A 23331-nucleotide genomic window follows, 5' to 3' on the forward strand; every position below is an offset into this window, starting at 1 on the left:
TTTTTCAGGAGCCGACGATGAACCCGTCTACGAACGCATGGAGCGGACGACCGCCATTCCGCCAAACCGCAATTGCCGCGGCAGGTCGCGCGGGTATCCGCTCGAGAGTGATGCAACTGGGCTTCATCGCGGCGCTGATTGGTGGTGCGCTCGTCTCACAGACCCACGCCGCCACGGCCGCGGCGGGTGCAGACCTGGTAGGGCAGGTCGCGGGCTATTCGGCGGATGTGGCCAATGAGGAGGGCTACTGGTACTCCCGCTACAGCATGATGACGCTCACGATGCAAAGTGGGCTGGGGACGACCATTCCCATGGACGCCGCGCTCATGTCCATGATGCAGCAGATGATGACCGCCGTCGGTGCCACGCCGGACGATCCGGTGATGCCGCCCGTCAACCCGAGGCTGCTCCTGACCATCCACGCTGGCGGCGATCCGCACTATGTGAGCGAGCCAAATCAGGCTGATTTCGCCACGCTGGCATGGGCCGGCGGCCCTTCGACGCTGACGACCGAGGCCACGGCGATGACGATCGCCAAGGAACTCGAATGGGCGAAGCTCTTTCACCGCAACGAGCACTTCGGTCAGGCGCAGGTCGACCGGTTCGGTTCGACCCAGCGCTTCGTGGGCATGCTGCTCGCGGCGATGCCCAAGATGCAGCTCCAGGCCTATCTCGCGGCACAGGCCTGAACCGAGAACGGAAGTACTCGCGGCCGCGGCAGCGGCCGCCTGTCAGCGTGGCGGCACTGGCGATGCGGGTTCGTCGAGTTCGAGTCCATTCGACAACATCTCTGCCGAGGCGGCATGCACGGCCCCGATCTGCTCTGCCACGTTGCTGCAGTTGCGGCACATCGACAGGTGCAGCCTCAGCCTCATCTCGTCGATCAGCCCCAGGGGCTCGTCGAGTCGTTGCGACAGGAGTTCGGCCACGCGTTTGCACGAGTACATCAGGTTCATGTGCTTGCCCTCTTGCCGATCCAGTCGCGCTGCATGCAATCGCGCAAGGACATCCTGGCGCGGTGAAGAATTGTCCGGCAGTTCTCGGCGCTGACGCCCAGCCGTTCGCAGATTTCCGCGGTCTCGAAGCCCAGCCACTCGCGCATCATGAACACGCGGCCCGCCTGTCGCGGCAGGCAGCTCACGCAGCGCTCCAGCACGGTCATCATCTGTCGCTGTTCGGCGCGGTTGTCAGGCTGCTGCCAGGCCGGAATCGGCTCGACGTACGCTCCGTCGGCGTCGTACAGGGCATCGATGGCCTCGTCGTTGCTTCCGGCGTCGGCGTTGAAGTAGACGACACGCTTTCGGCCGGGAGAGCGGTACCAGTCCGCGACCTTGTTCTTCAGGATGGCCGTGGCCCAGGTAAGCAGCGATGAGTCGCCACGGCGTGTCGCGTGTTGTTCCACGACGACCATCAAGGTGTCCTGCACCAGATCTTCCGCCAGCCCGTCATCGTGCATCGCATAGCGCGCATGTCGGACGAGACGAACTCGCAGGGCAGGCAGCTGCGTTTCCAGGCCGGCGGCGTCGGCAGCAACCCTTGCCGCGCCCCTTGGGGCCGCTCCCGCGTCCTGCGGCTCAGCGTGAATGTGGGCCATCCTGAGCCTCCTTGGGTTGCTAGGGGACGATGGGCGGGCGCACTTCGGCGCAGCCCGCCTCGGTGCAGTGGGTCAAGGGCATCGGCATCTGCGTGCGTCGCATCAGCCACAGCACCATCGCGATGCCGCCCAGCATGGCCGCATAGGCACCCATCGCTTGCAGGGCCAGCGTCGGCAGGGCATTGAGCAAGAGCGTGTCGTTGCCGCCGGGGACCATGGCCGCACCGGCGCCCATCAGCATGCCGCCTCCTGTGTGGCGCACCCACGCGAGAGCTTCCTGGGGACGGCGCCAGGCGATCGAGCCGCGCTGCATCGCGGACAGCACCATCCCCAGAACCAGGGCAATGACGAGGGAAGAGTGCGTGATTTCGGGTGCACGGCCGCCCCACCCGGCGTGCAGGACGCTGGTGCGCAAATGGTTGGTATACGACCACGCCCCTTGTGTCGCGTAGAGGGCGCCGCCGGCCAGCCCCAACAGTGCGGCCGCCACCGTCAGGTGGTAGCGCGGTGCCAGCAGGCGATCGCGGACCGACGTGGACGGCGAGCTTTGTGCAAGCCGCCACAGCGTCAGCAGCCGCATCATGGCCCACAGCCCCAGCGCGACAAGCAGCCACGGCGCAAGCGCCGGCCAGCGCGCCCAGACTGTCGGCACCGCCATCAGCTCGCCTGGCATCAAGACCCCGGGGTGGGTCCGCAACACCGCCTGCGATACGGCCCACAGCGCCACGCCCAACGCAAACCCGACCAGCGTCGCCAGCATGCCGAGTTCGCCATCGGCCAGGCGATGCAGGGTGGACAACGAACAACCCCCATTGAGCGCTGCGCCGACGCCGAAGAGCCAGCCACCCGCGAGGGCCCAGGCCGCGGGAGTCGGCATCGAAACCGGGGGCAAGCTGCGGCCGGCCACCAGCGACAGTACCCCGGCGAGCAGGGCCATCCACAAGGCGGCCTGCATCAGGCTGCCGAGCATGTGGGTGGTGCCGCTGGTCATGATCTCGGCTACGGCACGTACGTTGCACAGGCTGGCCCGGTGGGCTGCAAAGCCGACCAGCGCCGCGCAGACCAGGGCGAGGGCGAAGTCGAGCATCGGGGCGGCGGACGGCGTCATGGTGAGCTTCGCGGTGACGCCGCTACGGAGCGCGCAGCACGTCGGTACGAGGATAGAAGGCCACCCAGGCAAACCAGAAGGACAGGGTGCCGGTCAGCGCCTTGCCCTGGGCGTCGAAGGCCTCCGCGGTGCGGTTCGCGCGGTCGTAGCGGATGAGCAGTGCCTGCCCACCGAGGGTGTCGGTCATGCGGCCTGCGGAGTCCACTGTCCGCTCCAGCACGCTGAAGGGGTAGGCCTTGGCCGCGCCGTTGACGCGCAAGCCGAGCACCCATTCCTTGAGCGGAAGGCGTCCGTCGCGGTGCTGCACATCGAACAACAGTTGCTGCACGCGGTCGTAGCCGGCGTAGGGGTCGCGACCATAGTCGCGCTCGAAGCCGGTGTCGGTGGACAGGACCTCGGTGGCCGGGTGCCGTCTTCGCCAGTCGGCCCAGGTCGTGTGCGTCAAGGGCACAGCAGTCAGCGTTGTCCCGACGAGCGGGCCGCTGATCGCCGCGGACAGGATTTGCGACCACAACGACTGGGTGGTGTGGTCGTACAGCAGCACGTCGCTGTTGTAGAGCAGTCCCGACACACCGAAGCCCGAGACGCCAGTGCTTGCAGGAGGCTCGAAGGCCATGCCGGTGCCGCACAGAGGGCAGTAGGTCACGACGATGGCACGCGTGCCGAACCGATCGTTCACCACCTCGTGCCAGTTCAGAATGCGCAGGGGGTATGCGCGAGTGATGCCATCAAGCGTGATGCCCAGCACACGGTCCTCTTCGGCCAGCCTGGCGCGGGTAGCAGAGACGAACTTTGGTCTGTCGATGGCGGGGATGCCGTCTTTCGGTGGGCCACCGCGCTCGATGGCCTGGATGGGGATCGACGCGCCCGCCAGATCGAACCCATTGAGCACCGGCCCGGCACTGACCATCTGCATTGCGCTTGCCGATGCGAGGGCAACCAGAAGCGGGGCCAGACGGCGGCGATTCATGAGCGTGGCGCTTTGCGGTGAGTTGGCGACGAGGCCCCGGGCGTGAAACGCTGGGCGCTGCAAGTGCTGCGTTCTGCTCACGACCCGGGCCTACCCCGTCGTCCATTGGACGGGAGAGGGCGGGCTTTCATTACAGGCCACAGCGCCGTCCGACCGCCGTTCGAGGGCGGCTCAGATCGGGGTGTCCAGGTCGTGCACGACTAGTCCTTCCGTCGGCCCCACGGGAGCCGTCCAGGCCTGTTTCGCGAGGGTGCGTCGCGCATCGTTCAGGCCTGCCTGCCAGCGCTGTTGGATCCGTGGGACATTGAAGTCCATGTCCTTCGTGTGATCTTCGTCGGGCAAGCGGGGTGCGACCAGGCGCATCAAGTGCATGACGGTGCCGCAACCGTAACCGGCCATTTCGCGCACGTCGGACTGGGCCAGGGTTGAGGCCGGCAGCTGGCGTGTCAGCTCGCGCACGATGTGGCGCAACTGGTGGATCTGCGCCTGGCGCTGCACATGGCTGTCGACGCGGCTCGAGAACTGGATGTCCTTCTGCCGCCCGCTCACCTGCCACATGGTCTGAGGCGCATCGCCTGCGCCTTGCCACAGCTGCACCGCAAAGACGAGCGAGTTGCGTCTCGGGTTGTCGTCGAACACGGCCTCGACCGGGGTGTTGGAGTAGATGCCGCCGTCCCAGAACAGGTCGTCGCCGATGCGCACCGCCGGAAAGGCCGGTGGTAGCGCGCCGGACGCCAGGATGTGGCGCAGGTCGAGTGGCTCGTCGCGGCTGTCGAAGTAACGCATCCGGCCCGACTTCACGTTCACCGCGCCCACCGTCAGACGCGGCGCGCAGGCGGTCAGCAGCCCGCTGTCGACGAGGCCGGCCAGGGTGTCGCGCAGACGGGAGGTCTCGTAGTAGCCCGAGGTCTCCTCACCCAGCGCCAGGTGCGGGCTCAGCCATGCGCGGTGGTGCGGCGCGAAGAAGCCCGGCAGCCCATGGTTCATCGCACTCAGGGTCGTCCAGAACGTCGGCAGGCCCGGCAGGCCCGGCCACAGGGCAGGCAACCCCTTGTGGGCGACCTTGTCCCAGAAGGCGCGCAGCCGATCGAGCCGGCGGCCAGGCGCATTGCCCGCAATGAGCGCGGCGTTGATCGCGCCGATCGACGTGCCGATGACCCAGTCCGGCTCGACGCCGGCTTCGTGCAGGCCCTCGTAGACGCCGGCCTGGTACGCCCCCAGTGCGCCGCCGCCTTGAAGCACCAGGACCACCTGGCGATCGCCCGCCGGCTGGCATGCGTCGCCCGTGTTCGTGGCGCGTCGAGTGGCCGCGCCGGCGCTCTTGCGTTGTCGTGTGGCCATTTTCGTCGCTCCTACGTTGCCAGGTAATCGTGGATCACGCGGCCATAGGGCAGGGTGAGGTCGGCGATGAAGTGCAGGCCGCCGAGCATGCTGCGCACCGGCAGGTCGGCCACCGGGGCGTTGACGTGTGGCACGAGGTGCAGCCGGGCCGGGCCGGACCATGCGCCATGGACCTGAATGTCCGCCAACTCGTAGGCCACCAGCTGTGCGATCGCCGGCGTGCCGTCGACATGGGGGATGAGCTTGAGGTTGACCTGGGTCTTGCTCATCTTCTCGATGATCGATCCCGACGAGCAGGCCTTGCGTCCGTCGACGTCGTACAGCAGGTGCTGGTGCTTGTAGCCCATGGTGGCGATGGCCACCTGGATGCCGGCGTACTCCAGCACGCCGGTCAGCGTGTCGTGAACCACCGAGAGCTTCGGGTTGCCGTGCTTCTTCGGGAAGCCCCAGATCTCGCGGCCTCCGGCGATCGGCGGCTCGTCGTCGAGGTACATCTGGGCCGTGAAGTTCACAGGCTGCCCCTGGAACAGCGCCGGAATGACGACACCCGACTCGGTGTAGTCGCCGAAGCCGGCCGAATCGGGCATGCGGATGAATTCATACAGCACCTGGCCCGAGCCGTCGGGCTCCAGCGGGACGGGCAGAGCGGCGCGAATGGCCTCGGCGTCGCTCATGTAGGTGACGATCAGGTATTCCCGCTGCAGGAAGCGGTAGGGGCCGCGCGGGTAGGACGGCGAGGCCATCGGCATCGACGGCAGGTCGAGCACGGACAGCGCACCGGCGGGGGTGTGGGGTGCGTTCATCAATGCGCCGTCCAGCCGCCGTCGATCGGCAGCACGGTGCCGGTGATCGACGCCGCCGCGTCACCGCAAAGGAAGGCGACCAGTTGCGCCACCTCGTCGGTGGTGACGAAGCGCTTGGTGGGCTGCGCAGCCAGCAGCACGTCGCGCTTGACCTGCTCTTCGGTGATGCCGCGCGCCTTGGCCGTGTCGGGAATCTGCTTCTCCACCAGCGGCGTCAGCACGTAGCCCGGGCACACGGCATTGGCGGTGATGCCTTGCTCGGCCACCTCCAGCGCCACCGTCTTGGTGAACCCGGCGATGCCGTGCTTGGCCGCCACGTAGGCCGACTTGTACGGGCTGGCAACGAGCGCATGGGCCGAGGCGATGTTCACGATGCGGCCCCAGCGGTTGAACTTCATGTGGGGCAGGGCCAGCCGGGTAGTGTGGAAGGCCGCCGTGAGGTTGATGGCCAGAATGGCGTGCCACTTGTCCACCGGGAATTCGTCCACTGGCGCCACATGCTGGATGCCGGCGTTGTTGACCAGCACGTCGATGCCGCCCCACTGCTGGGCTGCTCGGGCCAGCATGGTTTCGATGGCGTCCTGCCGGCCCATGTCGGCGCCGTCGTACAGCACCTTGACGCCATGCGTGTTCGCAAGACCTGCTCGAAGGTCCTCGATCGTCGCAGCGTCACCAAAGCCGTTGAGCATGATGTTCATGCCGGCGGAGGCCAGTTCGCTCGCGATGGCCAGGCCGATGCCGCTGGTCGAGCCGGTGACGAGGGCGCTTCTTCTTCGATGCTGCATGCGGTGCTCCTGCGGCGGGTGGTCCAAAAGGGGTTTGACGGTCGCGCAGCCGCTTTCATTACAGGTCCGTCCGGACCAGGGCCCTCAAGTGCTGCGCCCGGCCGCCGATAAAGCGCATGCCGGGGCGGTGCATGCGCTCGTCGGTCCCGTTACGGCTTGCGCTCGTCCAGCCCACCACCATGTCATCGCTCTCAGCTCCGAAGCCGTCCTGGCGCTCGCCCCGCCTGGGCGTGCGGCTGGCGCTCGGATTCGGCGCGCTGGTGGCCTTCGTGGTTGTCGTCGTGATGCTCGCGGCGGCGCAGCTCACCACACTGGCGCGCCATGGCGAGCAGTTGGTCTCCGAGGACCTTCAGCGCATGCTGAAGGTGCAGGAGGTCGACCGCCACGTGCAGGGGCACGGCGTTGCGATGGCCCGGCTGCTGACGGCCGCGCGGTCGGAGCGCGAGCGCATCTATCCCATGGTCGATGCCGAGAACGCAGCGGTCGATGCCCTCATCGCACAGCTGTCCAGCCACACCGGCGACGCCGAGACGCGAGCGCTGCTCGCCGATTTGGCATCGCTGCGCCGGCACTATGGCGACGTGTTCATCGACGTCGTCACCGAAATCGAGGCGGGCGACGTGGCCAAGGCCGGCCGCCTGTTCGATGGCGAGGGGCAACTCGCCATGCGCGCCGTGCTGAACGCTTCCGATGCCTTGTTGCGCCATGAGCAGACCGTGCTCGCGAGCCGGCAACAGCAGGTCCGGGAGCAGATCGAGGGTACCCAACGACGACTGGCGCTGCTGGCCTTGGCCGTGGTCGGCCTGTCGATCGTGCTGGCCTGGCGCACGACCATCAGTGTCACGCGCCCGCTCTCCCGCGTCGAACAGGCTGCGGACCGCATTGCAAGAGGTGACTACAAGGCACGCGTGGCCGCGACCTCGGATGACGAGCTCGGGCGCGTGGCGCAAGCCATGAACGCGATGGCCGACGCCGTGGCCGCGCGCGAAGCGCAGCTCGAGGGCGTGGCCTACACCGACCGGCTCACCGGGCTGCCGAACCGGTCGATGCTGCGCAGACAGGTACGCGAGGGTGGCTGGGCGAGCGAGGGCTTCGCCGTCATCCTGATGGATGTGGCACGCCTGCGCACCGTCAACGAGGTGCTCGGATTCGAGACCGGCGACATGCTGCTGGTGGCCGTGGCGAAGCGCTTGCAGGCGGCCGTCGCTGCCGAGCCAGGCGCGAGCGGCCGGACCACGCTGGCACGCCTGCCCGGCGGTGTGTTTGCGGTGCTGTGTGAAGGCCGCGCCCGCGCCGCGATGGAAGCTGTGCGTGAACGACTCGACGCCCAGCTTGCGAAGGCGCTGGCATGCGACGGCCATGCGGTTGATGTCAATCTCGTGTTCGGGCTGGCGGAGGGGCAGCCTGCTGCTGGCGATGCCGAGGAGCGGGTCAGGGCACTGGACAGCGTGCTGCAAGGCGCGGAACTGGCCATCGCAGAGGCCAAGCGCCTGAAGCTGGCGTGGGCCTGGCACACGCCGACCGACGGCCATTCGCGCACGCGGCAGCTGAGCCTCTTGTCGGACCTCCGGCGCGCGGCGACCGAAGGGGAGCTCGAGATGTGGCTCCAGCCCAAGCAATGCCTGCGTCGCGGCCGCACGCTGGGCATGGAAGGCCTGGTGCGCTGGCGCCACCCGCAGCGCGGCTACATCTCGCCGGCCGAATTCATCCCATTCGCAGAGCGAACCGGCCACATCGGTGTCGTCACGACCGCCATGCTCGAGGCTGCGCTGGCCACCCTCGCCGGATGGTCGTCCCGCCATCCGGAGCTGAGCCTTGCAGTGAACGTGAGCGCGCTCGATGTGCGTGACCCCGGCTTCGTCTCCCAGGTGGAGCAGATGGCCCGGCGACACCGCGCGCCCCTATCCCGCTTGCGCTTGGAGATCACCGAGAGCAGTGTCATGGAGGACGCGGACCGTGTGCTGCCGGTGTTGCACGGGCTGCGGGCCCTGGGCGTGCAACTCTCCATCGACGACTTCGGCACCGGCTACTCGTCGCTGGCGTACCTGCAGCGCCTGCCCGTGAGCGAACTGAAGATCGATCGCAGCTTCGTCGCAGGGGCCGATCGGAGTGTGGAAGCCCGCGCGCTGCTCAGGACCATCATTGACCTGGGCCACAGCCTGAAGATGATCGTGACCGCCGAGGGCGTCGAGCGTACCGAGGAGCGGGACCTGCTGATCGAGCTGGGCTGCGATCAGGCGCAGGGTTATCTGATCTCGCGGCCGCTGGCGCCGGATGCCGCACGGCAATATATTGGAGCCGCCGCGGCAGAACCGAAAAGAGTTGCCGCGGCCTGAGCTCGCCGCGGCCGGCGCTCAGTCGGCGCAGCACGACTATTGCCTGACGTCCCGGGTGAAGGTCTGCGCGCACAGCTTGAGACCTTCGACCATGGTCAGGTAGGCGAACAGCTGGTCGGCCACATCATGCACCGTCAGCAGTCCCTCGGCCCCCAGCGCCAGAAAGTGATGGCCAAGCGGGACATCGAATTGCCGGCCCAGCGCGCCGGCAATGTGGTCCAAGGCTCGCGGCACAGGCATCGCGATCCTGTAGGGGCGCGTGCTCGTCATCGCGTCGAAGGCGTCGCAGATGCCCACGACTCGGGCTTCATGGGGAATGGCACCGCCCACCATTCCTCGCGGATAGCCTTGGCCAACACGCCGCTCGTGGTGTGATGAGACGGCGTCCGTTGCCCCATAGAATGTGACCATCGGCAGTGCGCCATAGGCGTTCACTTTCAGCCCCATTTCGACCATCATGAGTGCCACCCCGACCAGCAACCCGTGTCCCGCCTGCGCTTCGCGCGCCGACGGTGCACTGTCGTTGGCGTTTTGGGATTTGCCATCATGACGCGCTCCTTCCTGAAGACAGTGGCCCGTGGCCTTGTTGGCGTCGTGCTGATGACGCAGGTGATCATTTCGGCGTATGCCTGCCCCGCCATGGTAACGCCCGCGGCGGCGGACATGCGGATGCCTGCTTCCAGTCCCATGGCGGATGAACAGGGCGGTGCGAACGCCGACATGCTGATGGTGCAGACGAGCAACTGCGACGACATGGTCGGCGCATCGGATCCCTCGTCGCCCAACCTGTGCGCTGAGCACTGCAAGTACGGCCAGCAGAGTGATCACGCGCCGACCCTGAATGCACCGGCGGTCCTGCTGACTGCCCTGTATGCAATCCCGCTGGTGCCCGAGACGGCACCGCTGCCGCGCCCTGCGGCGGCCACGTTGAGTGCATTGGTTGCTGCGTCTCCGCCGCACGCCATCCTGCACTGCGTTCACCGAATCTGATCCTCCCGACGACGCTGCGCTGACGACCCCTCGGGTCGCCCGGCGCATCGGTCGTGCTCGCACGCGTCCACGAGCCAACGCTCGCCGCCGTGAATCGAGCCCGGCACCCATTCCCCTGGTTCGTTGTCTGGAGTTTTCATGTTCACAGTTCCAAATCGGCTCGCGAGGCACGCGTGCGGGTCACGCCGTCGCTGGGCGCCAGCTCTGGCCCTTGTCGCCCTTGTCGTGGGCCTGGATGTGCGCGCCCAGCAAGCCCTGACGCTTGAGCAGGCGCTGCAACTGGCCCAGGAGCGCTCGCGCCAGCTGGTTGCGCAAGACCGAGCCGCGTCGGGCGCCCGGGAGATGGCCATTGCTGCCGGGCAATTGCCCGACCCGACGCTAAAGGCTGGCATCAACAACCTGCCGATCGTTTTCAGTCTGACGCGCGATTTCATGACCATGCGCTCGATCAGCGTGATGCAGGAATTCACGCGCGATGAAAAACGCAAGGCTCGCTCGGCGCGATTCGACCGAGAGGCAGAAGCTGCCGAGGCCGGCCGCGCCGCAGCGCTGGCCAACCTGCGGCGCGACACCGCGATGGCCTGGCTCGAACGCTACTACCAGGAGCGCACGTTCGAGGTGCTGCAGGCGCAGCGCGCCGAGGCCGCGCTGCAGATCGAAGCCGCCGACGCGGCTTATCGCAGCGGGCGTGGCGCCCAGGCCGACGTGTTTGCGGCACGTTCGGCTGTCGCGCAGATCGATGACCGCATCCAGCAGACGGACCGACAGATCGCCACCGCCAAGACCAAGCTCGCGCGCTGGGTCGGCGACGGCGCCGACCATGCCCTGGGTGCGCCGCCCCCTCTCGCGGCGGTGCGCCTTTCCGGCGTAAACCTCGAGGCTCAGATGGAGCGCCATCCGCAATTCGCCTTGATGCTCAGGAAGGAAGCTGTGGCACGGGCAGAAGCCGATATCGCGCAAAGCAACAAACGATCGGACTGGAGCGTCGAGCTGATGTATCAGCAACGCGGCCCGGCCTACTCGAACATGGTCTCCGTCAATCTCTCGGTCCCTCTCCAGTGGGACCAGCAGAACCGGCAGGACCGTGAGGTGGCTGCCAAGCTTGCGCTCGCCGAGCAAATGCGCGCCGAGCGCGAAGAGGCCGTGCGCGAGTACATGGCTGAGATCCGCACCTGGTTGCAGGAGTGGCAGAGCAATCGTGACCGCCTCGCGCACTACGACAGTGCCCTGATCCCCCTGGCGGCCGAGCGCACGCGCGCGGCGATCGCCGGCTATCGCGGCGGCGCAGGGCCACTGGCTTCCGTCCTCGAAGCGCGGCGCCTGGAGATCGAGGCGCGCGTCGAACGCCTGGGTCTTGAGCGGGAGACCGCCGGCGTGTGGGCGCGACTTGAATACCTGTTTCCGACCGAGCCCCAAGCGTCCATGCCCGATCTCCCTGCCACCCTCAAGGAGCAACAGCGATGAAACTCAAGACCTTCCTGATCGGCCTGATTGCGGCGGGTGTCCTTGGTGCTGCTGGCTACGGCCTGTACGCCACGGGCATGAACCGCGGCATGGGCATGGCCTCCTCGACGCCTGCACCGGCCGGCGGCGGCGATGCGGCAGTAGGCGCAAGCGCAACGAAGACTGTGCCGCAAAGCATCGCCCAGGGCGAAGACGCGACGCGCCGACACATCCTGTCCGGCATCAAGGCCGGCGATGTCGATCCAGCGACCGGCAAGAAGATCCTCTACTACCACGACCCCATGGTGCCGGGGAACAAGTTTGACAAGCCGGCCAAGTCGCCGTTCATGGACATGATGCTGGTGCCCGTCTATGCCGACAGCGACGGCGGCGACGGCAGCAAGGTCACGGTCAGCCCGCGCGTCCAGCAGAACCTGGGTGTGCGCACCGCGGAGGTCACCGAAGGCACCCTGTCGACCCAGGTGTCCGCCGTCGGCAGCATCGCCTTTAACGAGCGCGATCAGGTCATCGTGCAGGCGCGCGCAACCGGCTACGTCGAGCGCCTGCATGTTCGTGCCACGCTCGACCGGGTATCAAAGGGGCAAGCGCTGGCCGAGCTCTATGTGCCGGACTGGATCGCTGCGCAGGAAGAGTTCCTGTCCGTTCGCCGCATGCAAGGCACCGACCTTGCGCCGCTCGTAGATGGAGCCCGCCAGCGCATGCGCCAGGTAGGCATGAGCGACGCGCAGATCGCGCTCGTCGACAGCAGCGGCCGCACGCAGCTGCGCATCGCGCTGGTGGCGCCGATCGGTGGCGTCGTCACCGAGCTGGTGGCGCGCGAAGGCATGACGGTGATGTCCGGAGCCACATTGTTCCGCATCAACGGTCTCGGCACGGTGTGGGCGAACGCCGAAGTGCCGGAGAGCCAATCGGCGTTGCTGCGCCCGGGTGCAAAGGTTCAAGCCATCAGCCCGGCCGTGCCAGGCAGGAAGTTCGACGGCAAGGTGCAAGCCATCCTGCCCGAGGTCAATGCGACCACACGCACCTTGAAGGCCCGCCTCGAACTCGCGAATCCCAGCGGCGCTTTGGTGCCCGGCATGTTCGTGCAGATGCAGTTCATGGACATGCGCGACCAGAAGGCGCTGTTGGTGCCCACCGAAGCCATCATCCAGACCGGCAAGCGCACTGTGGCGATGCTGGCCGAAGACAACGGACGCTTCCGGCCGGTCGATGTCGAGATCGGCATCGAGAGCGGCGGGCAGACGGAAATCAAACGCGGCCTGCAACTCGGCCAGCGCGTGGTGGTGTCGTCGCAGTTCCTGATCGACTCTGAGGCGAGCCTCAAAGGCATCGAGGCGCGCCTGAACGTCGAGCCCAATCCGACAGCCGCGGACACGGCTCCCCGGCACACCGGTACCGCGAAGATCGAAGCGATCGGCCGCGACACGATGACCTTGTCGCACGGCCCCATAGCGTCGCTGAAGTGGGGCGCGATGACGATGGAGTTCAAGCTGCCGAAGGGCGGTGTTCCGAGAGGCCTGGGGGCGGGAGATCGGATCGACTTCGAGTTCTACATGGACGCGGAGAGCCTGCCACAGCTCACCAGCACAAGCCTGCTGCCGCCGGAGCCGAAGGCTTCGAGCGTGGCAGCTTCGGGGAGCAAGCCATGATCGCCAGGCTGATCCGCTGGTCGATCGCCAACCGCTTCCTGGTGCTGCTGGCCACGCTGATGGTCAGCGCGTGGGGCGTGTACTCGGTGCTGCGCACGCCGCTCGACGCGCTGCCCGATCTTTCCGACGTGCAGGTGATCATCCGCACGACCTATCCCGGCCAGGCGCCGCGCATCGTCGAAAACCAGATCACCTACCCGTTGACGACGACGATGCTGTCGGTGCCGGGGGCGAAGACGGTGCGTGGCTACTCGTTCTTCGGCGACTCGTTCGTCTACGTGCTGTTCGAGGACGGTACCGACATGTACTGGGCGCGCTCGCGGGTGCTGGAGTACCTGAACCAAGTGCAGTCGAAATTGCCGCCCGGTGCGAAAGCTTCGCTGGGGCCGGATGCGACCGGAGTCGGTTGGATCTACCAGTATTCGCTGGTTGATCGCAGCGGCACGCAGGACGCGGGGCAGTTGCGTGCCTTGCAGGACTGGTTCCTGAAGTTCGAGCTGAAGACGGTTCCGAATGTGGCCGAGGTCGCCTCGGTGGGCGGCATGGTTCGCCAGTATCAGATCCTGCTCGACCCGGACAAGCTGGCCGCCTATGGCATCCCACACGCCAGGGTGGTCGAGGCGATCCAGCGGTCGAACCAGGAAGCCGGCGGTTCGGTGCTCGAGTTGGGCGAGGCCGAATACGTGGTGCGCGCCTCGGGCTACCTCCAGTCGCTCGACGATTTTCGCAAGGTGCCGCTGGTCAGCACGGCGGCGGGCGTGTCGGTGCGCCTCGCAGACGTCGCGCGCATCCAGGTCGGGCCCGAGATGCGGCGTGGCATCGGGGAGCTCGACGGTGAAGGCGAGGCCACCGGCGGCGTGATCGTGATGCGCTCGGGCAAGAACGCTCTGGAGACGATCGCCGCGGTCAAGGAGAAGCTGAAGTCGTTGCAGTCCAGCCTGCCCAAGGGCGTCGAGATCGTGCCGGTCTACGACCGCTCCGGCCTGATCGAGCGCGCGGTGGAGAACCTCGGCCACAAGCTGCTCGAGGAATTCATCGTCGTCGCAGTGGTGTGCTTCATCTTCCTGTTCCACCTGCGCTCGGCCTTCGTCGCCATCGTCTCGCTGCCGCTGGGCATCCTGGCCGCGTTCATCGTGATGCACTACCAGGGCGTCAACGCCAACATCATGTCGCTGGGCGGCATCGCCATCGCGATCGGTGCAATGGTCGACGCCGCGGTCGTGATGATCGAGAACGCGCACAAGCACCTGGAACGCTGGAGCCACGACCACCCGAACGAGAAGCTCGAAGGCGAAGCGCGCTGGCGGGTCATCGGCGACTCGGCGGCCGAGGTCGGGCCGGCGTTGTTCTTCTCGCTGCTGATCATCACGCTGTCGTTCATCCCGGTGTTCACGCTGGAGGCGCAGGAGGGGCGACTGTTCTCGCCGCTCGCCTTCACCAAGACCTATGCGATGGCCGCCGCGGCCGGGTTGTCCGCCACGCTGATCCCAGTGTTGATGGGCTACTTGATCCGCGGGCGCATTCCTGAAGAGAAGACCAACCCGCTCAATCGGCTGCTGATCGCGATCTACCGGCCGATGTTGAACGTGGTGCTTCGTGCGCCGAAGACGACGCTGGTGGTGGCCGCAGTGGCGCTGGTGCTGAGTCTGTGGCCGCTGCAACACATCGGTGGCGAGTTCATGCCACGACTCGACGAAGGTGACCTGCTCTACATGCCGTCCGCGCTGCCCGGGCTGTCGACCGGCAAGGCGGCGGAATTGCTGCAGCAGACCGACCGCCTGATCAAGACCGTGCCCGAAGTACTCAGGGTCTACGGCAAGGCAGGCCGCGCTGAGACCGCGACGGACCCGGCGCCGATGGAGATGTTCGAGACCACGATCCAGTTCAAGCCGAAGAGCCAGTGGCGGCCCGGCATGACGCAGGACAAGCTGGTCGACGAACTCGACCGCATCGTCAAGGTGCCGGGGGTGGCCAACATTTGGGTGCCGCCGATCCGCAACCGGATCGACATGCTCGCCACCGGCATCAAGAGCCCGGTGGGTGTGAAGGTGGCGGGCACCGACCTGGCCGTCATCGACCGGGTGACCGGCGAGATCGAGAAGGCGCTGAAGGACGTGCCAGGGGTCAGCAGCGCGCTGGCCGAGCGGCTGACGGGTGGTCGCTACGTGGATGTGACGATCAACCGCGACGCCGCCGCGCGCTTCGGCATGAACATCGCCGACGTGCAGTCGGTCATCACCTCGGCGGTGGGCGGCGACAACATCGGCGAGACGGTCGAAGGCTTGCAGCGCTTCCCGATCAACCTTCGCTACCCACGCGAGATTCGCGACTCACTGGAAAAGTTGCGCGTGCTGCCCATCGTCAGCGAGAAAGGTGCGCGGCTGGTGCTCTCGGATGTGGCCGACATCCGCATCACCGATGGGCCACCGATGCTGCGCAGCGAGAACGCACGGCTTTCCGGCTGGGTGTACGTGGATATCCGGGGCCGCGACCTTCGGTCGGCGGTCAAGGACATGCAGCGCGTGGTTGCCGAGAAGGTCGTCTTGCCGGCGGGCTATTCGATCTCGTGGTCCGGCCAGTTCGAGTTCCTCGAGCGTGCCACCGCGAAGCTGAAGGTGGTGGTGCCGTTCACGCTGCTGATCATCTTCGTGTTGCTGTACCTGACCTTCAAGCGTTTCGACGACGCGCTGCTGATCATGGCGACGCTTCCCTTTGCGCTGGTCGGGGGGATCTGGCTGCTGTACCTGCTCAGCTACAACCTGTCGGTGGCCGGAGCTGTGGGCTTCATCGCGCTGGCCGGGGTCTCGGCAGAGTTCGGCGTGATCATGCTGCTGTACCTCAAGCAGGCCTGGGACGCGCGCGTCGACGAGGGCAAGACCAGCACTGCCGACCTGCTCGACGCCATCCGCGAAGGTGCGGTGCTGCGCGTGCGCCCGAAGGCGATGACGGTGGCGGTGATCCTGGCGGGCCTGTTCCCAATCATGTGGGGCACCGGTACGGGCTCCGAGGTGATGCAGCGCATCGCGGCACCGATGGTGGGCGGCATGATTACCGCACCGCTGCTGTCGATGTTCGTGATCCCGGCCGCCTATCTGCTGATGCGGCGCAAGCGTGAGCCCACGGCACGGCGCCTGGCGTTCTGGCCGAGGCAGCGTGCCGCGGCCTGACCTATTCGGCCGCTGGCGCCTCGCCTTGCACGCGGCCGCGTTCCTGTGCGTGGCCCTCGTTCGTCATGGCCTCAGCCTGCGCAGCACGACAGTCGCTTCACATCCTTCGTGAAGGTCTGCGCGCAGAGCTTGAGCCCCTCGACCATCGTCAGGTATGGGAACAACTGGCTCGCCAGGTCCTGCACCGTCATGCGCGCGCGGATCGCCAGCACGGCGGTCTGGATCAGCTCGCCGGCTTCGGGCGCCACGGCCTGCACGCCCAGGAGGCGGCCGCTGCCCGCTTCGGCGACGATCTTGATGAAGCCGCGGGTGTCGAAGTTGGCCAGCGCGCGCGGCACGTTGTCCAGGCTCAGCGTGCGGCTGTCTGTCTCGATGCCTTGCAGGCGGGCCTCGGCCTCGCTCAGACCTACCGTGGCCACCTGCGGGTCGGTGAAGACCACCGCCGGCATGACGCTCAGGTCGAGCGCGGCATCGCCGCCGGTCATGTTGATTGCCGCACGCGTGCCGGCAGCCGCCGCGACGTAGACGAACTGCGGCTGGTCCGTGCAGTCGCCGGCGGCAAAGATATGCGTGCTCGACGTTCGCATGCCCGGGTCGATCACGATGGCGTCCTGCTTGTCGACCTGGACGCCCGCGACATCGAGGCCGAGGCTGTGCGTGTTGGGCGCGCGGCCTGTAGCGACCAGCAGCCGGTCGGCGCGAATTTCGCCGTCAGATGTCGCGAGCACGAACTCGCCGTTCGCGTGGGTAACCTGGCTGGCCTGCGTGTGCTCGAGGACTTCGATGCCTTCGGCACGGAAGGCCGCCGTGATCGCCTTGCCGATGGCGGGATCCTCACGGAAGAACAGGGTGCCGCGCGCCAGCACCGTGACTTTGCTGCCCAGCCGGGCGAAGGCCTGCGCCAGTTCCAGCGCGACCACCGACGAGCCGATGACCGCCAGTCGAGGCGGAATGATCTCGCTGGCGAGCGCTTTGGTCGAGGTCCAGAAGGGGGTGCCCTTCAGGCCTGGAATCGGGGGCACCGCCGCGCTGGCGCCGGTGGCGATCAGGCAGCGGTCGAACGCCAGCTCGCGCTCGTCGCCGTCGTTCAGGCGCACGACGACGCTGCTCGCGCTCTTGAAGCGCGCCTCACCGCGCAGCACAGTGATGGCCGAGGTGCTCTCCAGGATTCTTTCGTACTTGGCATGGCGCAGTTCGTCGACTCGAGCCTGCTGCTGGGCCAGCAACCGGCCGCGGTCGATGACGGGCCGCGCCGCGGACACGCCAGCGTCGAACGGGCTCTCGCGCCGCATGTGCGCAACATGGGCGGCGCGGATCATGATCTTGGACGGCACGCAGCCGACGTTGACGCAGGTGCCGCCGATCGTGCCGCGCTCGATTAGCGTGACGCGCGCGCCTTGCTCGGCCGACTTCAACGCCGCCGCCATCGCGCCGCCGCCGCTGCCGATGACGACGACGTGCAACCTGCCCGAATTGCCGGCGGCATTGGGGCTTCCACCGAGCAAACCCAGTGCCTTGTCCAGCAGGCTGGTGCCCTTGGCCAGGGCCGGTGCATCGGCCAGCGCGGCGCGGTAGCCCAGCGAGGCCACTGCGGCCACTGCTGCATTCATCACGGCCAGGGGCGCGTCGCCGGTCATCGCCAAATGCACCGTGCCCTTGGGATAGGACACGTTGGCCGAGTGCACGCCGGGCACCTTCTCCAGCGCCTGCTTGACGTGCGTGGCGCAGGAGTCGCACGTCATGCCGGTGATTTGCAGTTGGGTCATGGGTTCCCTCTGAATTCGAGTTGGTGCAAATGATCCGATCGGTCGCCGGTCATGCGTGCTTGGCAGGCAGTTCGCAGCCATCAGGACCGCAGCGCCGACTCGCGGGCGAGACGAAGTCCCAGATAGAGACGGCCACCATCGCGGCCAGACCGACGTAGAGCAGCTTCTCAGCCATCGTGAAGGTGGCCACGAGCACGATGACGGGGCCGGCCATGCCTAGCACGCTGCGGTGCCACTTGCGGTGTTTCAGCCAGCCCAGCGCGTTGGCCAGCAGGGCCAGCGAGGCAAACAGCGGCAGCAGCACGGTGATGAACAGGCCCTCGTACTGGCTCAGGAATCCTAGGCCGATGGCGCTGCCGAAGCTGGCGAGCGCCGGAAAGCAGGCTCCGCAGCCCATCGCGGACACGATGGCGCCCAGCCCGCCTGCCTTGTTGCCGATGGCGTCGAGGGGTCCCATGGTGCTTCTCCAGGAATGGATCGGAAGGATCAGCGCTTTAGGCTGGACGGATACCCGGCGTTCTCGGTGGCCTGGGTCAGCTTCTGCACGCTGGCCTTCGCGTCGTCGAAGGTCACGACGGCTTCGCGCTTGTCGAAGTTCACGTCGACCTTGTTCACGCCGGCGACCTTGGCAATCGCCGTCTTGACGGTGATCGGGCAGGCCGCGCAGGTCATGCCAGGCACCGCCAGCGTGACGGTCTGGGGAGCGGCCCAGACAGGGGCGGTGATGGCGGCGAGGGCGATGGCGGCAAACAGCGTCTTCATGGTGGACTCCTGATCAGTAGAACAAGGGAAGGACGTAGGGAAACCCGAGCGCGACGAGCACCAGTGCGGCGACGACCCAGAAGATGAGCTTGTAGGCGCCGCGCACCTGCGGGATGGCGCAGACCTCGCCGGGCTTGCAGTCCTGCGCGGGCCGATAGATGCGGCGCCAGGCGAAGTACATCGCGACCAATGCAGCACCGATGAAGATCGGGCGGTACGTCTCCAGGACGGCGAGATTGCCGATCCAAGCGCCGCTGAAGCCCAACGCCACGAGCACCAGCGGACCCAGGCAACAGGTGGACGCCAGGATCGCCGCCAACCCGCCGGCGAAGAGCGCGCCGCGCCCGGTCTGCGATTCGTTCATACAACTTCCTCGGTGTGATGGGGAGACGACGGTGTAAGCTTATTGCCGTACTCAGGTACGGAGTCAAGCACCATGCCAACCGATCCGCCGGGCCTCACAATCGGGGCCGTCGCCAAGGCCGCCGGGGTCAATGTGGAGACCGTCCGCTTCTACCAGCGCAGAGCGCTTCTGCCCGAGCCGGACCGGCCTTACGGCAGCATCCGGCGCTACGGGGCCAAGGACGTGGCGCGGGTGAAGTTCGTGAAGGCCGCGCAGCGTCTGGGATTCAGCCTCGACGAAGTGGCAGGACTGATGACGCTGGACGATGGGGCCCACTGTGCCGAAGCGCGCCAGCTTGCCGAGGGCAAGCTCGCCGACGTGCGCGCCAAGCTGAAGGACCTGCGGCGCATCGAGTCACTCTTGAACGGCCTGGTGCGCGAGTGCGGCTCGCGCCGCGGCCGGATCTCATGCCCGTTGATCGCCGCGCTGCAAAGTCCGTGATGCACGTCCGCCGGACCTTGGGCGCAGGGGCCGGACACACAGCGTCTGTAAGAAAAGCGCGTCGGTCTGCGTCTGGTCGACTTTCGGCCATTGAGATGGTGCACGTGATAGCACGATGGACGACGGCAGCGCTGCACGAAGAAGGAGGCCCATGATGTTCGCGCGATGGCAACAGCGGCACGGCGCGCAGGTGGCCTTGAACGGCAAGCCCGTGGCCATCGAATGGTCGCGCGCGGCGCAGGCTGCTCTCGCGCGACGAACGCAGCCGCTGACCCTGGAACTGGAGCTCTATTTCTCCTGCCTGGTCAAGAAGGTTCGTCCACTTTCACGAGTCCGTGCCCGAACGGGAAACGATTGCCATCAACGACCAGTTGCGGATCTGCTTCCGAACGGTCACGTCCACCGCCTGCTCGATGGACGTCGCACAGCGCCTTGGTCGCCAGCCCGAGATGGAGTTGGATGGCAGCGTCGTGTGCAAGCTGGCACCCAAGCGCGTCTGGATCGATCACCGCCGCGGTGCCTGGGCGGCAGAGTACTGGATGTGACGCCGATGCATGACCTCCCGACGTCACTGCGGCGCTGGCTCCTGTGTGCCTGGGTCATCCCCCTTGTGCTGCTGTGCGTGCAGCCGATGAACGTCGCGGCGCAGGCAGCCAGCCTGCCCCTACAGAAACATCCCGACGTGGTGGCCGCCAAGGTACGTGCCAGCGGTCCCGGGCGTTTCGACTTCGACGTGACGGTCTCCTCACCTTACGACACGCCCGGGCGCTACGCTGACGGGTTCAGGGTGAGCACCGCAGACGGGGCCGTCTTGGGCGAGCGCAAGCTGCTGCACGACCATGCCGACGAGCAACCGTTCACGCGCGACCTCTACGGCATTGTGGTGCCGGTGGGGGTCAAGCGGGTCATGGTCCAGGCCCGCGACAGCACATTCGGCTACGGCGGCAAGATCGTCGAGGTGCTGTTGCCGGGGCGGAATTAGGACGAAGCCAAGCATTGCGCCAGGTCGCCGGCGGTCCGAGGCGGCGGGCTCAGGCAGATGACGACAGTGCCGCAATGGCGGTGTCGCGGACGAAGCGTTGGATGAGCGCTGTGTCCGCCACAGGCGCGAGGTCTTTGGCCTGGCCCTGTCGGCCGGTGGGCTCGACACGATAGGGCCGGTCGTCGAGTGAGTGGTCGAGGCGGTACTCGCCGCCGCAGTTGCGGCAGTACACCGACTCACCGACGAACTGCTCACGCCGCACGACCAGGGTCGGTCCGCAGTTCATGCAGTGCTGCAAGGGAATGCCGTCATCGCTGTGGGCGGCGATGTGGTCGAGCAGCCCCTCGGCGCCCAGCGCCAGAAAGTGACGGCAAAGCTCATCATCGAATTGCCGGCCCAGGGCGCCGGCCATGTGCTCCAAGGCTTGCGGCACGGGCATCGCGACCCTGTACGGGCGCGTGCTCGTCATCGCGTCGAAGGCGTCGCAGATGCCCACCACGCGTGCCGCATGGGGAACGGCATCGCCCACCAGCCCATCCGGGTAGCCCTGGCCATCAGGCCGCTCGTGGTGCGATCGAACGGCGTCGATGGCCCAGTGCGCCAGCGGATGACCCGCCAGCAGCCTGCCGCCCAGTTCCGGATGGGTCTGGATCACCGCGTGCTCGTCGTCGCTGAGCGCAGAGGGCTTGCGCAAGATCGCATCGGGAATGCCGACCTTGCCCAGGTCGTGCAGGAAGGCACCGATGCTCACACGCGCGCAGACCGACAGTGACGTTCCCGCACGCTCGCAAAGCAGGGCCGCGTAGCGCGACACGCGCCAAAGGTGGCCTCCGGTGTACGGGTCACGCGCCTCCACCACCCAGGCCATCGCGAGCAGGCTGGCCAGCAAGGCCTCCTGGTCGGCCCGCGAGGTGACCTGCCCTTCGGCTGCGCTATGCACAGTGGCCGCGGTGCCGGACTTGGTGAACCACTTCAAGGACCACATGGGTTGGGCCTCCTAGGCAGCCGTGCCGAAGCGGCGCATGAACTTCCGGTCGATGTGATCCTTCCATCGCCAGACCCATTGGCCGCTCCAGGACCAACTGCCCCAGGTGGCCAGCGCGTGCCGGTCGCCGGTGCTGATGAGGTAGAGCGCGCGGGCCTGGGGTGTCCACGCGTCAAGGGCCCGACCCTCGCAGAACGCGCGCAGGTTCTTCGCCAGCACCGGCCCGGCACGCACGGCGAAGACGCCCGATTTCGGGCGCGTGTCCGAATACGCCGCAACATCACCGGCGGCAAAGATGTTCGGATGCGAGCTGCTCTGCAGTGACCGATTCACGCGGATGAACCCGCGCTCGTCGGTGGCCAGTCCACAAGCCGCTGGCCAGGCCGGCGCCGCGGCACCGGTGGAGGCAATGCACGCGTCGAATGACAGTAGTGCACCGCCCTCGAGATGAACGCGGCCCGCTTCCAGCCGGAGCGCGCGGCTGCCGCCCTTCCAGACGATGCCACGCTGTGCCAGCAGCCGCGCGGCGTGCCGACGGGTGCCGTCAGGCGCACCCGGCAGCGGCAAGTCTTCGGAGCTCACCACCGTGATGAACAGGTGCGACCAGCCGTCGGTGGCGGCGCGCCGTTGGACGGCGAAGGCCAGTTCGATCCCGGCCGCACCGGCACCGAGGATCACGAGGTCGAAGCGGCGGCACTGGCCGAGGATGCGATCCACCAGGCTGGGCCAGGCGGCGATGAACGCCTCGATGGGGCGCACGGGCAGGGCGTGTTCCGCGCTGCCCGGAAGGTCTCCCAGCGCGGGCATGGGGCCGGTGTCGACGGACAGCGTGTCGAAGCGCAGCGTGCTGCCATCGGCACAACGGACTGTGTCGTCATCCAGGTCGAGGCCGAGGCCGGCGGTTTCGTGGAAGGCCACGCCGGCGCGGCCCGCCAGCGCATCGAGTCGGATCGCGCAGGCCTCGATGGGATAGTGGCTGGCCACCCAGCCCGGCAACATGCCCGAGTAGATCTGGCGGCGGTAGGGCGTGATCAGGTGGACATCCCAGCCGATCAAGGGCTGTTCCGCCAGGTCGGCCAGCACCTTGACATGGGCGTGCCCGCCACCGAGGAGCACCAGCCGCTTCATGTGGCCGCCGCCAGAGATGGCTCGGGTGCTGGGCGCTCATCTCGCCACGCCTGCCAGCGCGCCAGGTCTGCCGGCACATCCAGGTCCCACAAGGTCTCGAACTCACGCCAGCGGACGCCGGCCTCTTTGGCGCGTTCGCGGGTCTGGGCCATGACCGCGTCGGTGCTCCAGGTGATGCCGCGGAACAGGGCCGCCTGCGGGCGGCGCAGGCCCACCAGCACGTAACCGCCGTCCTCGGCCGGGAAGAAGACCGCCTCGTCGCCGTCGAGCAAGGCCTGGGCAGCCTGGCGCAGGTGAGCCGGCGTCAGCGGCGGGCAGTCGGTACCCGTCAGGATCAAGGGCCCTTGTTCGCAGTGCAGGCGGAACGCGGTATGCATGCGCTCGCCCAGGTCACCGCTGGCCTGCACGAGGCAGGGCACACCGGTGGCCTGGTGCAGCGCCCTGAAGAAGCGATGCTGCGCATGGGGCGCGCACCACAGGGTCACGGCGCCGAGCCCGGCGTCGAGCGCGGTCTGCACCGCCGAGCGCGTCAGTTGCCGCTGCAGACGCGCAGCGCCTTGTGGCCCCAGGGCTGGAATCAGCCGGGTCTTGGCCAAGCCCGGCATCGGCGCCTTGGCGAGCACGGCCACCTGCACCTGGTGCAGGCGATTCGACGGC

23 protein-coding genes are annotated in these 23331 nt (G+C 67.3%); 8 read left to right on the forward strand and 15 right to left on the reverse strand.

Annotation, left to right across the window (positions count from 1 at the left end; genetic code table 11):
- Positions 1–110: 110 nt before the first annotated feature.
- Positions 111–689: a hypothetical protein gene (locus AB7U92_RS00135; RefSeq protein ID WP_428573508.1), complete on the forward strand. Its 579-nt coding sequence runs from the start codon at positions 111–113 to the stop codon at positions 687–689.
- A gap of 42 nt (positions 690–731) precedes the next feature.
- Here AB7U92_RS00135 and AB7U92_RS00140 read toward each other — a convergent pair whose 3' ends face one another.
- The 7 genes from AB7U92_RS00140 to AB7U92_RS00170 all read right to left on the reverse strand — a co-directional run bounded on the left by AB7U92_RS00140 (position 732) and on the right by AB7U92_RS00170 (position 6601).
- Entirely contained in the window at positions 732–956 is a 225-nt protein-coding gene (locus AB7U92_RS00140; protein WP_428573510.1) for a zf-HC2 domain-containing protein, read from the reverse strand.
- The gene (locus AB7U92_RS00145; protein ID WP_428573512.1) at positions 953–1594 is read right to left on the reverse strand and encodes a sigma-70 family RNA polymerase sigma factor; all 642 of its coding nucleotides are present in this window, start codon (positions 1592–1594) and stop codon (positions 953–955) included. Before AB7U92_RS00145 ends, AB7U92_RS00140 begins: the two co-directional genes overlap by 4 nt.
- Before the next feature lie 19 nt (positions 1595–1613).
- Positions 1614–2702, reverse strand: coding sequence for a YeeE/YedE thiosulfate transporter family protein (locus AB7U92_RS00150; RefSeq protein ID WP_428573514.1), 1089 nt, complete (start codon positions 2700–2702; stop codon positions 1614–1616).
- A 22-nt stretch (positions 2703–2724) separates the two neighbouring features.
- A complete protein-coding gene (locus AB7U92_RS00155) occupies positions 2725–3672 on the reverse strand; it encodes a DUF3179 domain-containing protein (protein WP_428573516.1) in 948 nt (315 codons plus the stop codon).
- Between the two features lie 171 nt (positions 3673–3843).
- Complete coding sequence (locus AB7U92_RS00160; protein WP_428573518.1) at positions 3844–5013, reverse strand: patatin-like phospholipase family protein; 1170 nt, start codon at positions 5011–5013, stop codon at positions 3844–3846.
- Between the two features lie 11 nt (positions 5014–5024).
- Positions 5025–5816 carry an acetoacetate decarboxylase gene (locus AB7U92_RS00165; RefSeq protein WP_428573520.1) on the reverse strand — a complete coding sequence of 264 codons (792 nt, stop codon included), beginning with the start codon at positions 5814–5816 and terminating at the stop codon, positions 5025–5027.
- Positions 5816–6601, reverse strand: coding sequence for a 3-hydroxybutyrate dehydrogenase (locus tag AB7U92_RS00170; RefSeq protein ID WP_428573522.1), 786 nt, complete (start codon positions 6599–6601; stop codon positions 5816–5818). Before AB7U92_RS00170 ends, AB7U92_RS00165 begins: the two co-directional genes overlap by 1 nt.
- Before the next feature lie 179 nt (positions 6602–6780).
- Between AB7U92_RS00170 and AB7U92_RS00175 the strand changes: the two genes are divergently transcribed.
- On the forward strand, positions 6781–8937 hold the full coding sequence (locus AB7U92_RS00175; RefSeq protein ID WP_428573524.1) for a putative bifunctional diguanylate cyclase/phosphodiesterase: 2157 nt from the start codon (positions 6781–6783) through the stop codon (positions 8935–8937).
- A gap of 36 nt (positions 8938–8973) precedes the next feature.
- Here AB7U92_RS00175 and AB7U92_RS00180 read toward each other — a convergent pair whose 3' ends face one another.
- The gene (locus tag AB7U92_RS00180) at positions 8974–9396 is read right to left on the reverse strand and encodes an HD domain-containing phosphohydrolase (protein WP_428573526.1); all 423 of its coding nucleotides are present in this window, start codon (positions 9394–9396) and stop codon (positions 8974–8976) included.
- An 87-nt stretch (positions 9397–9483) separates the two neighbouring features.
- Here AB7U92_RS00180 and AB7U92_RS00185 point away from each other — a divergent pair, with 87 nt between their 5' ends.
- The 4 genes from AB7U92_RS00185 to AB7U92_RS00200 all read left to right on the forward strand — a co-directional run bounded on the left by AB7U92_RS00185 (position 9484) and on the right by AB7U92_RS00200 (position 16207).
- Positions 9484–9927: a hypothetical protein gene (locus AB7U92_RS00185; RefSeq protein ID WP_428573528.1), complete on the forward strand. Its 444-nt coding sequence runs from the start codon at positions 9484–9486 to the stop codon at positions 9925–9927.
- 225 nt (positions 9928–10152) lie between these two features.
- Entirely contained in the window at positions 10153–11391 is a 1239-nt protein-coding gene (locus AB7U92_RS00190; protein ID WP_428573530.1) for a TolC family protein, read from the forward strand.
- Positions 11388–13040, forward strand: coding sequence for an efflux RND transporter periplasmic adaptor subunit (locus tag AB7U92_RS00195; RefSeq protein WP_428573532.1), 1653 nt, complete (start codon positions 11388–11390; stop codon positions 13038–13040). Before AB7U92_RS00190 ends, AB7U92_RS00195 begins: the two co-directional genes overlap by 4 nt.
- On the forward strand, positions 13037–16207 hold the full coding sequence (locus AB7U92_RS00200; RefSeq protein WP_428573534.1) for an efflux RND transporter permease subunit: 3171 nt from the start codon (positions 13037–13039) through the stop codon (positions 16205–16207). Before AB7U92_RS00195 ends, AB7U92_RS00200 begins: the two co-directional genes overlap by 4 nt.
- A 71-nt stretch (positions 16208–16278) precedes the next feature.
- Here the strand turns inward: AB7U92_RS00200 and merA are convergent, their stop codons facing one another.
- Genes merA through merT form a run of 4 tightly spaced genes read right to left on the reverse strand, consistent with a single transcriptional unit; the run spans position 16279 to position 19099 of the window.
- Entirely contained in the window at positions 16279–17973 is a 1695-nt protein-coding gene (merA, locus tag AB7U92_RS00205; RefSeq protein WP_428573536.1) for a mercury(II) reductase, read from the reverse strand.
- A 49-nt stretch (positions 17974–18022) separates the two neighbouring features.
- Entirely contained in the window at positions 18023–18430 is a 408-nt protein-coding gene (gene merC, locus AB7U92_RS00210; RefSeq protein ID WP_428573538.1) for an organomercurial transporter MerC, read from the reverse strand.
- 29 nt (positions 18431–18459) lie between these two features.
- On the reverse strand, positions 18460–18735 hold the full coding sequence (gene merP, locus AB7U92_RS00215; protein ID WP_428573540.1) for a mercury resistance system periplasmic binding protein MerP: 276 nt from the start codon (positions 18733–18735) through the stop codon (positions 18460–18462).
- A 13-nt stretch (positions 18736–18748) separates the two neighbouring features.
- A complete protein-coding gene (merT, locus tag AB7U92_RS00220) occupies positions 18749–19099 on the reverse strand; it encodes a mercuric ion transporter MerT (RefSeq protein WP_428573542.1) in 351 nt (116 codons plus the stop codon).
- A gap of 72 nt (positions 19100–19171) precedes the next feature.
- Between merT and merR the strand changes: the two genes are divergently transcribed.
- Together merR and AB7U92_RS00230 are read left to right on the forward strand one after the other, a co-directional pair.
- Positions 19172–19579: an Hg(II)-responsive transcriptional regulator gene (gene merR, locus AB7U92_RS00225; RefSeq protein ID WP_428573544.1), complete on the forward strand. Its 408-nt coding sequence runs from the start codon at positions 19172–19174 to the stop codon at positions 19577–19579.
- A gap of 151 nt (positions 19580–19730) precedes the next feature.
- Positions 19731–20561, forward strand: coding sequence for a hypothetical protein (locus tag AB7U92_RS00230; RefSeq protein WP_428573546.1), 831 nt, complete (start codon positions 19731–19733; stop codon positions 20559–20561).
- A 49-nt stretch (positions 20562–20610) separates the two neighbouring features.
- On the opposite strand, the gene AB7U92_RS00235 is transcribed toward AB7U92_RS00230, so the two are convergent.
- Genes AB7U92_RS00235 through AB7U92_RS00245 form a run of 3 tightly spaced genes read right to left on the reverse strand, consistent with a single transcriptional unit; the run spans position 20611 to position 23303 of the window.
- On the reverse strand, positions 20611–21537 hold the full coding sequence (locus tag AB7U92_RS00235; RefSeq protein ID WP_428573548.1) for an HD-GYP domain-containing protein: 927 nt from the start codon (positions 21535–21537) through the stop codon (positions 20611–20613).
- Positions 21538–21558: 21 nt separating this feature from the next.
- A complete protein-coding gene (locus tag AB7U92_RS00240) occupies positions 21559–22674 on the reverse strand; it encodes an FAD-dependent oxidoreductase (protein ID WP_428573550.1) in 1116 nt (371 codons plus the stop codon).
- Complete coding sequence (locus AB7U92_RS00245) at positions 22671–23303, reverse strand: TIGR04282 family arsenosugar biosynthesis glycosyltransferase (protein WP_428573552.1); 633 nt, start codon at positions 23301–23303, stop codon at positions 22671–22673. The genes AB7U92_RS00240 and AB7U92_RS00245 overlap by 4 nt, the downstream gene beginning before the upstream one ends.
- Between the last annotated feature and the right edge of the window lie 28 nt (positions 23304–23331).

Source organism: Piscinibacter sp., assembly GCF_050175855.1.
In the GTDB taxonomy this organism is placed as follows: Bacteria; Pseudomonadota; Gammaproteobacteria; order Burkholderiales; family Burkholderiaceae_C; genus Piscinibacter.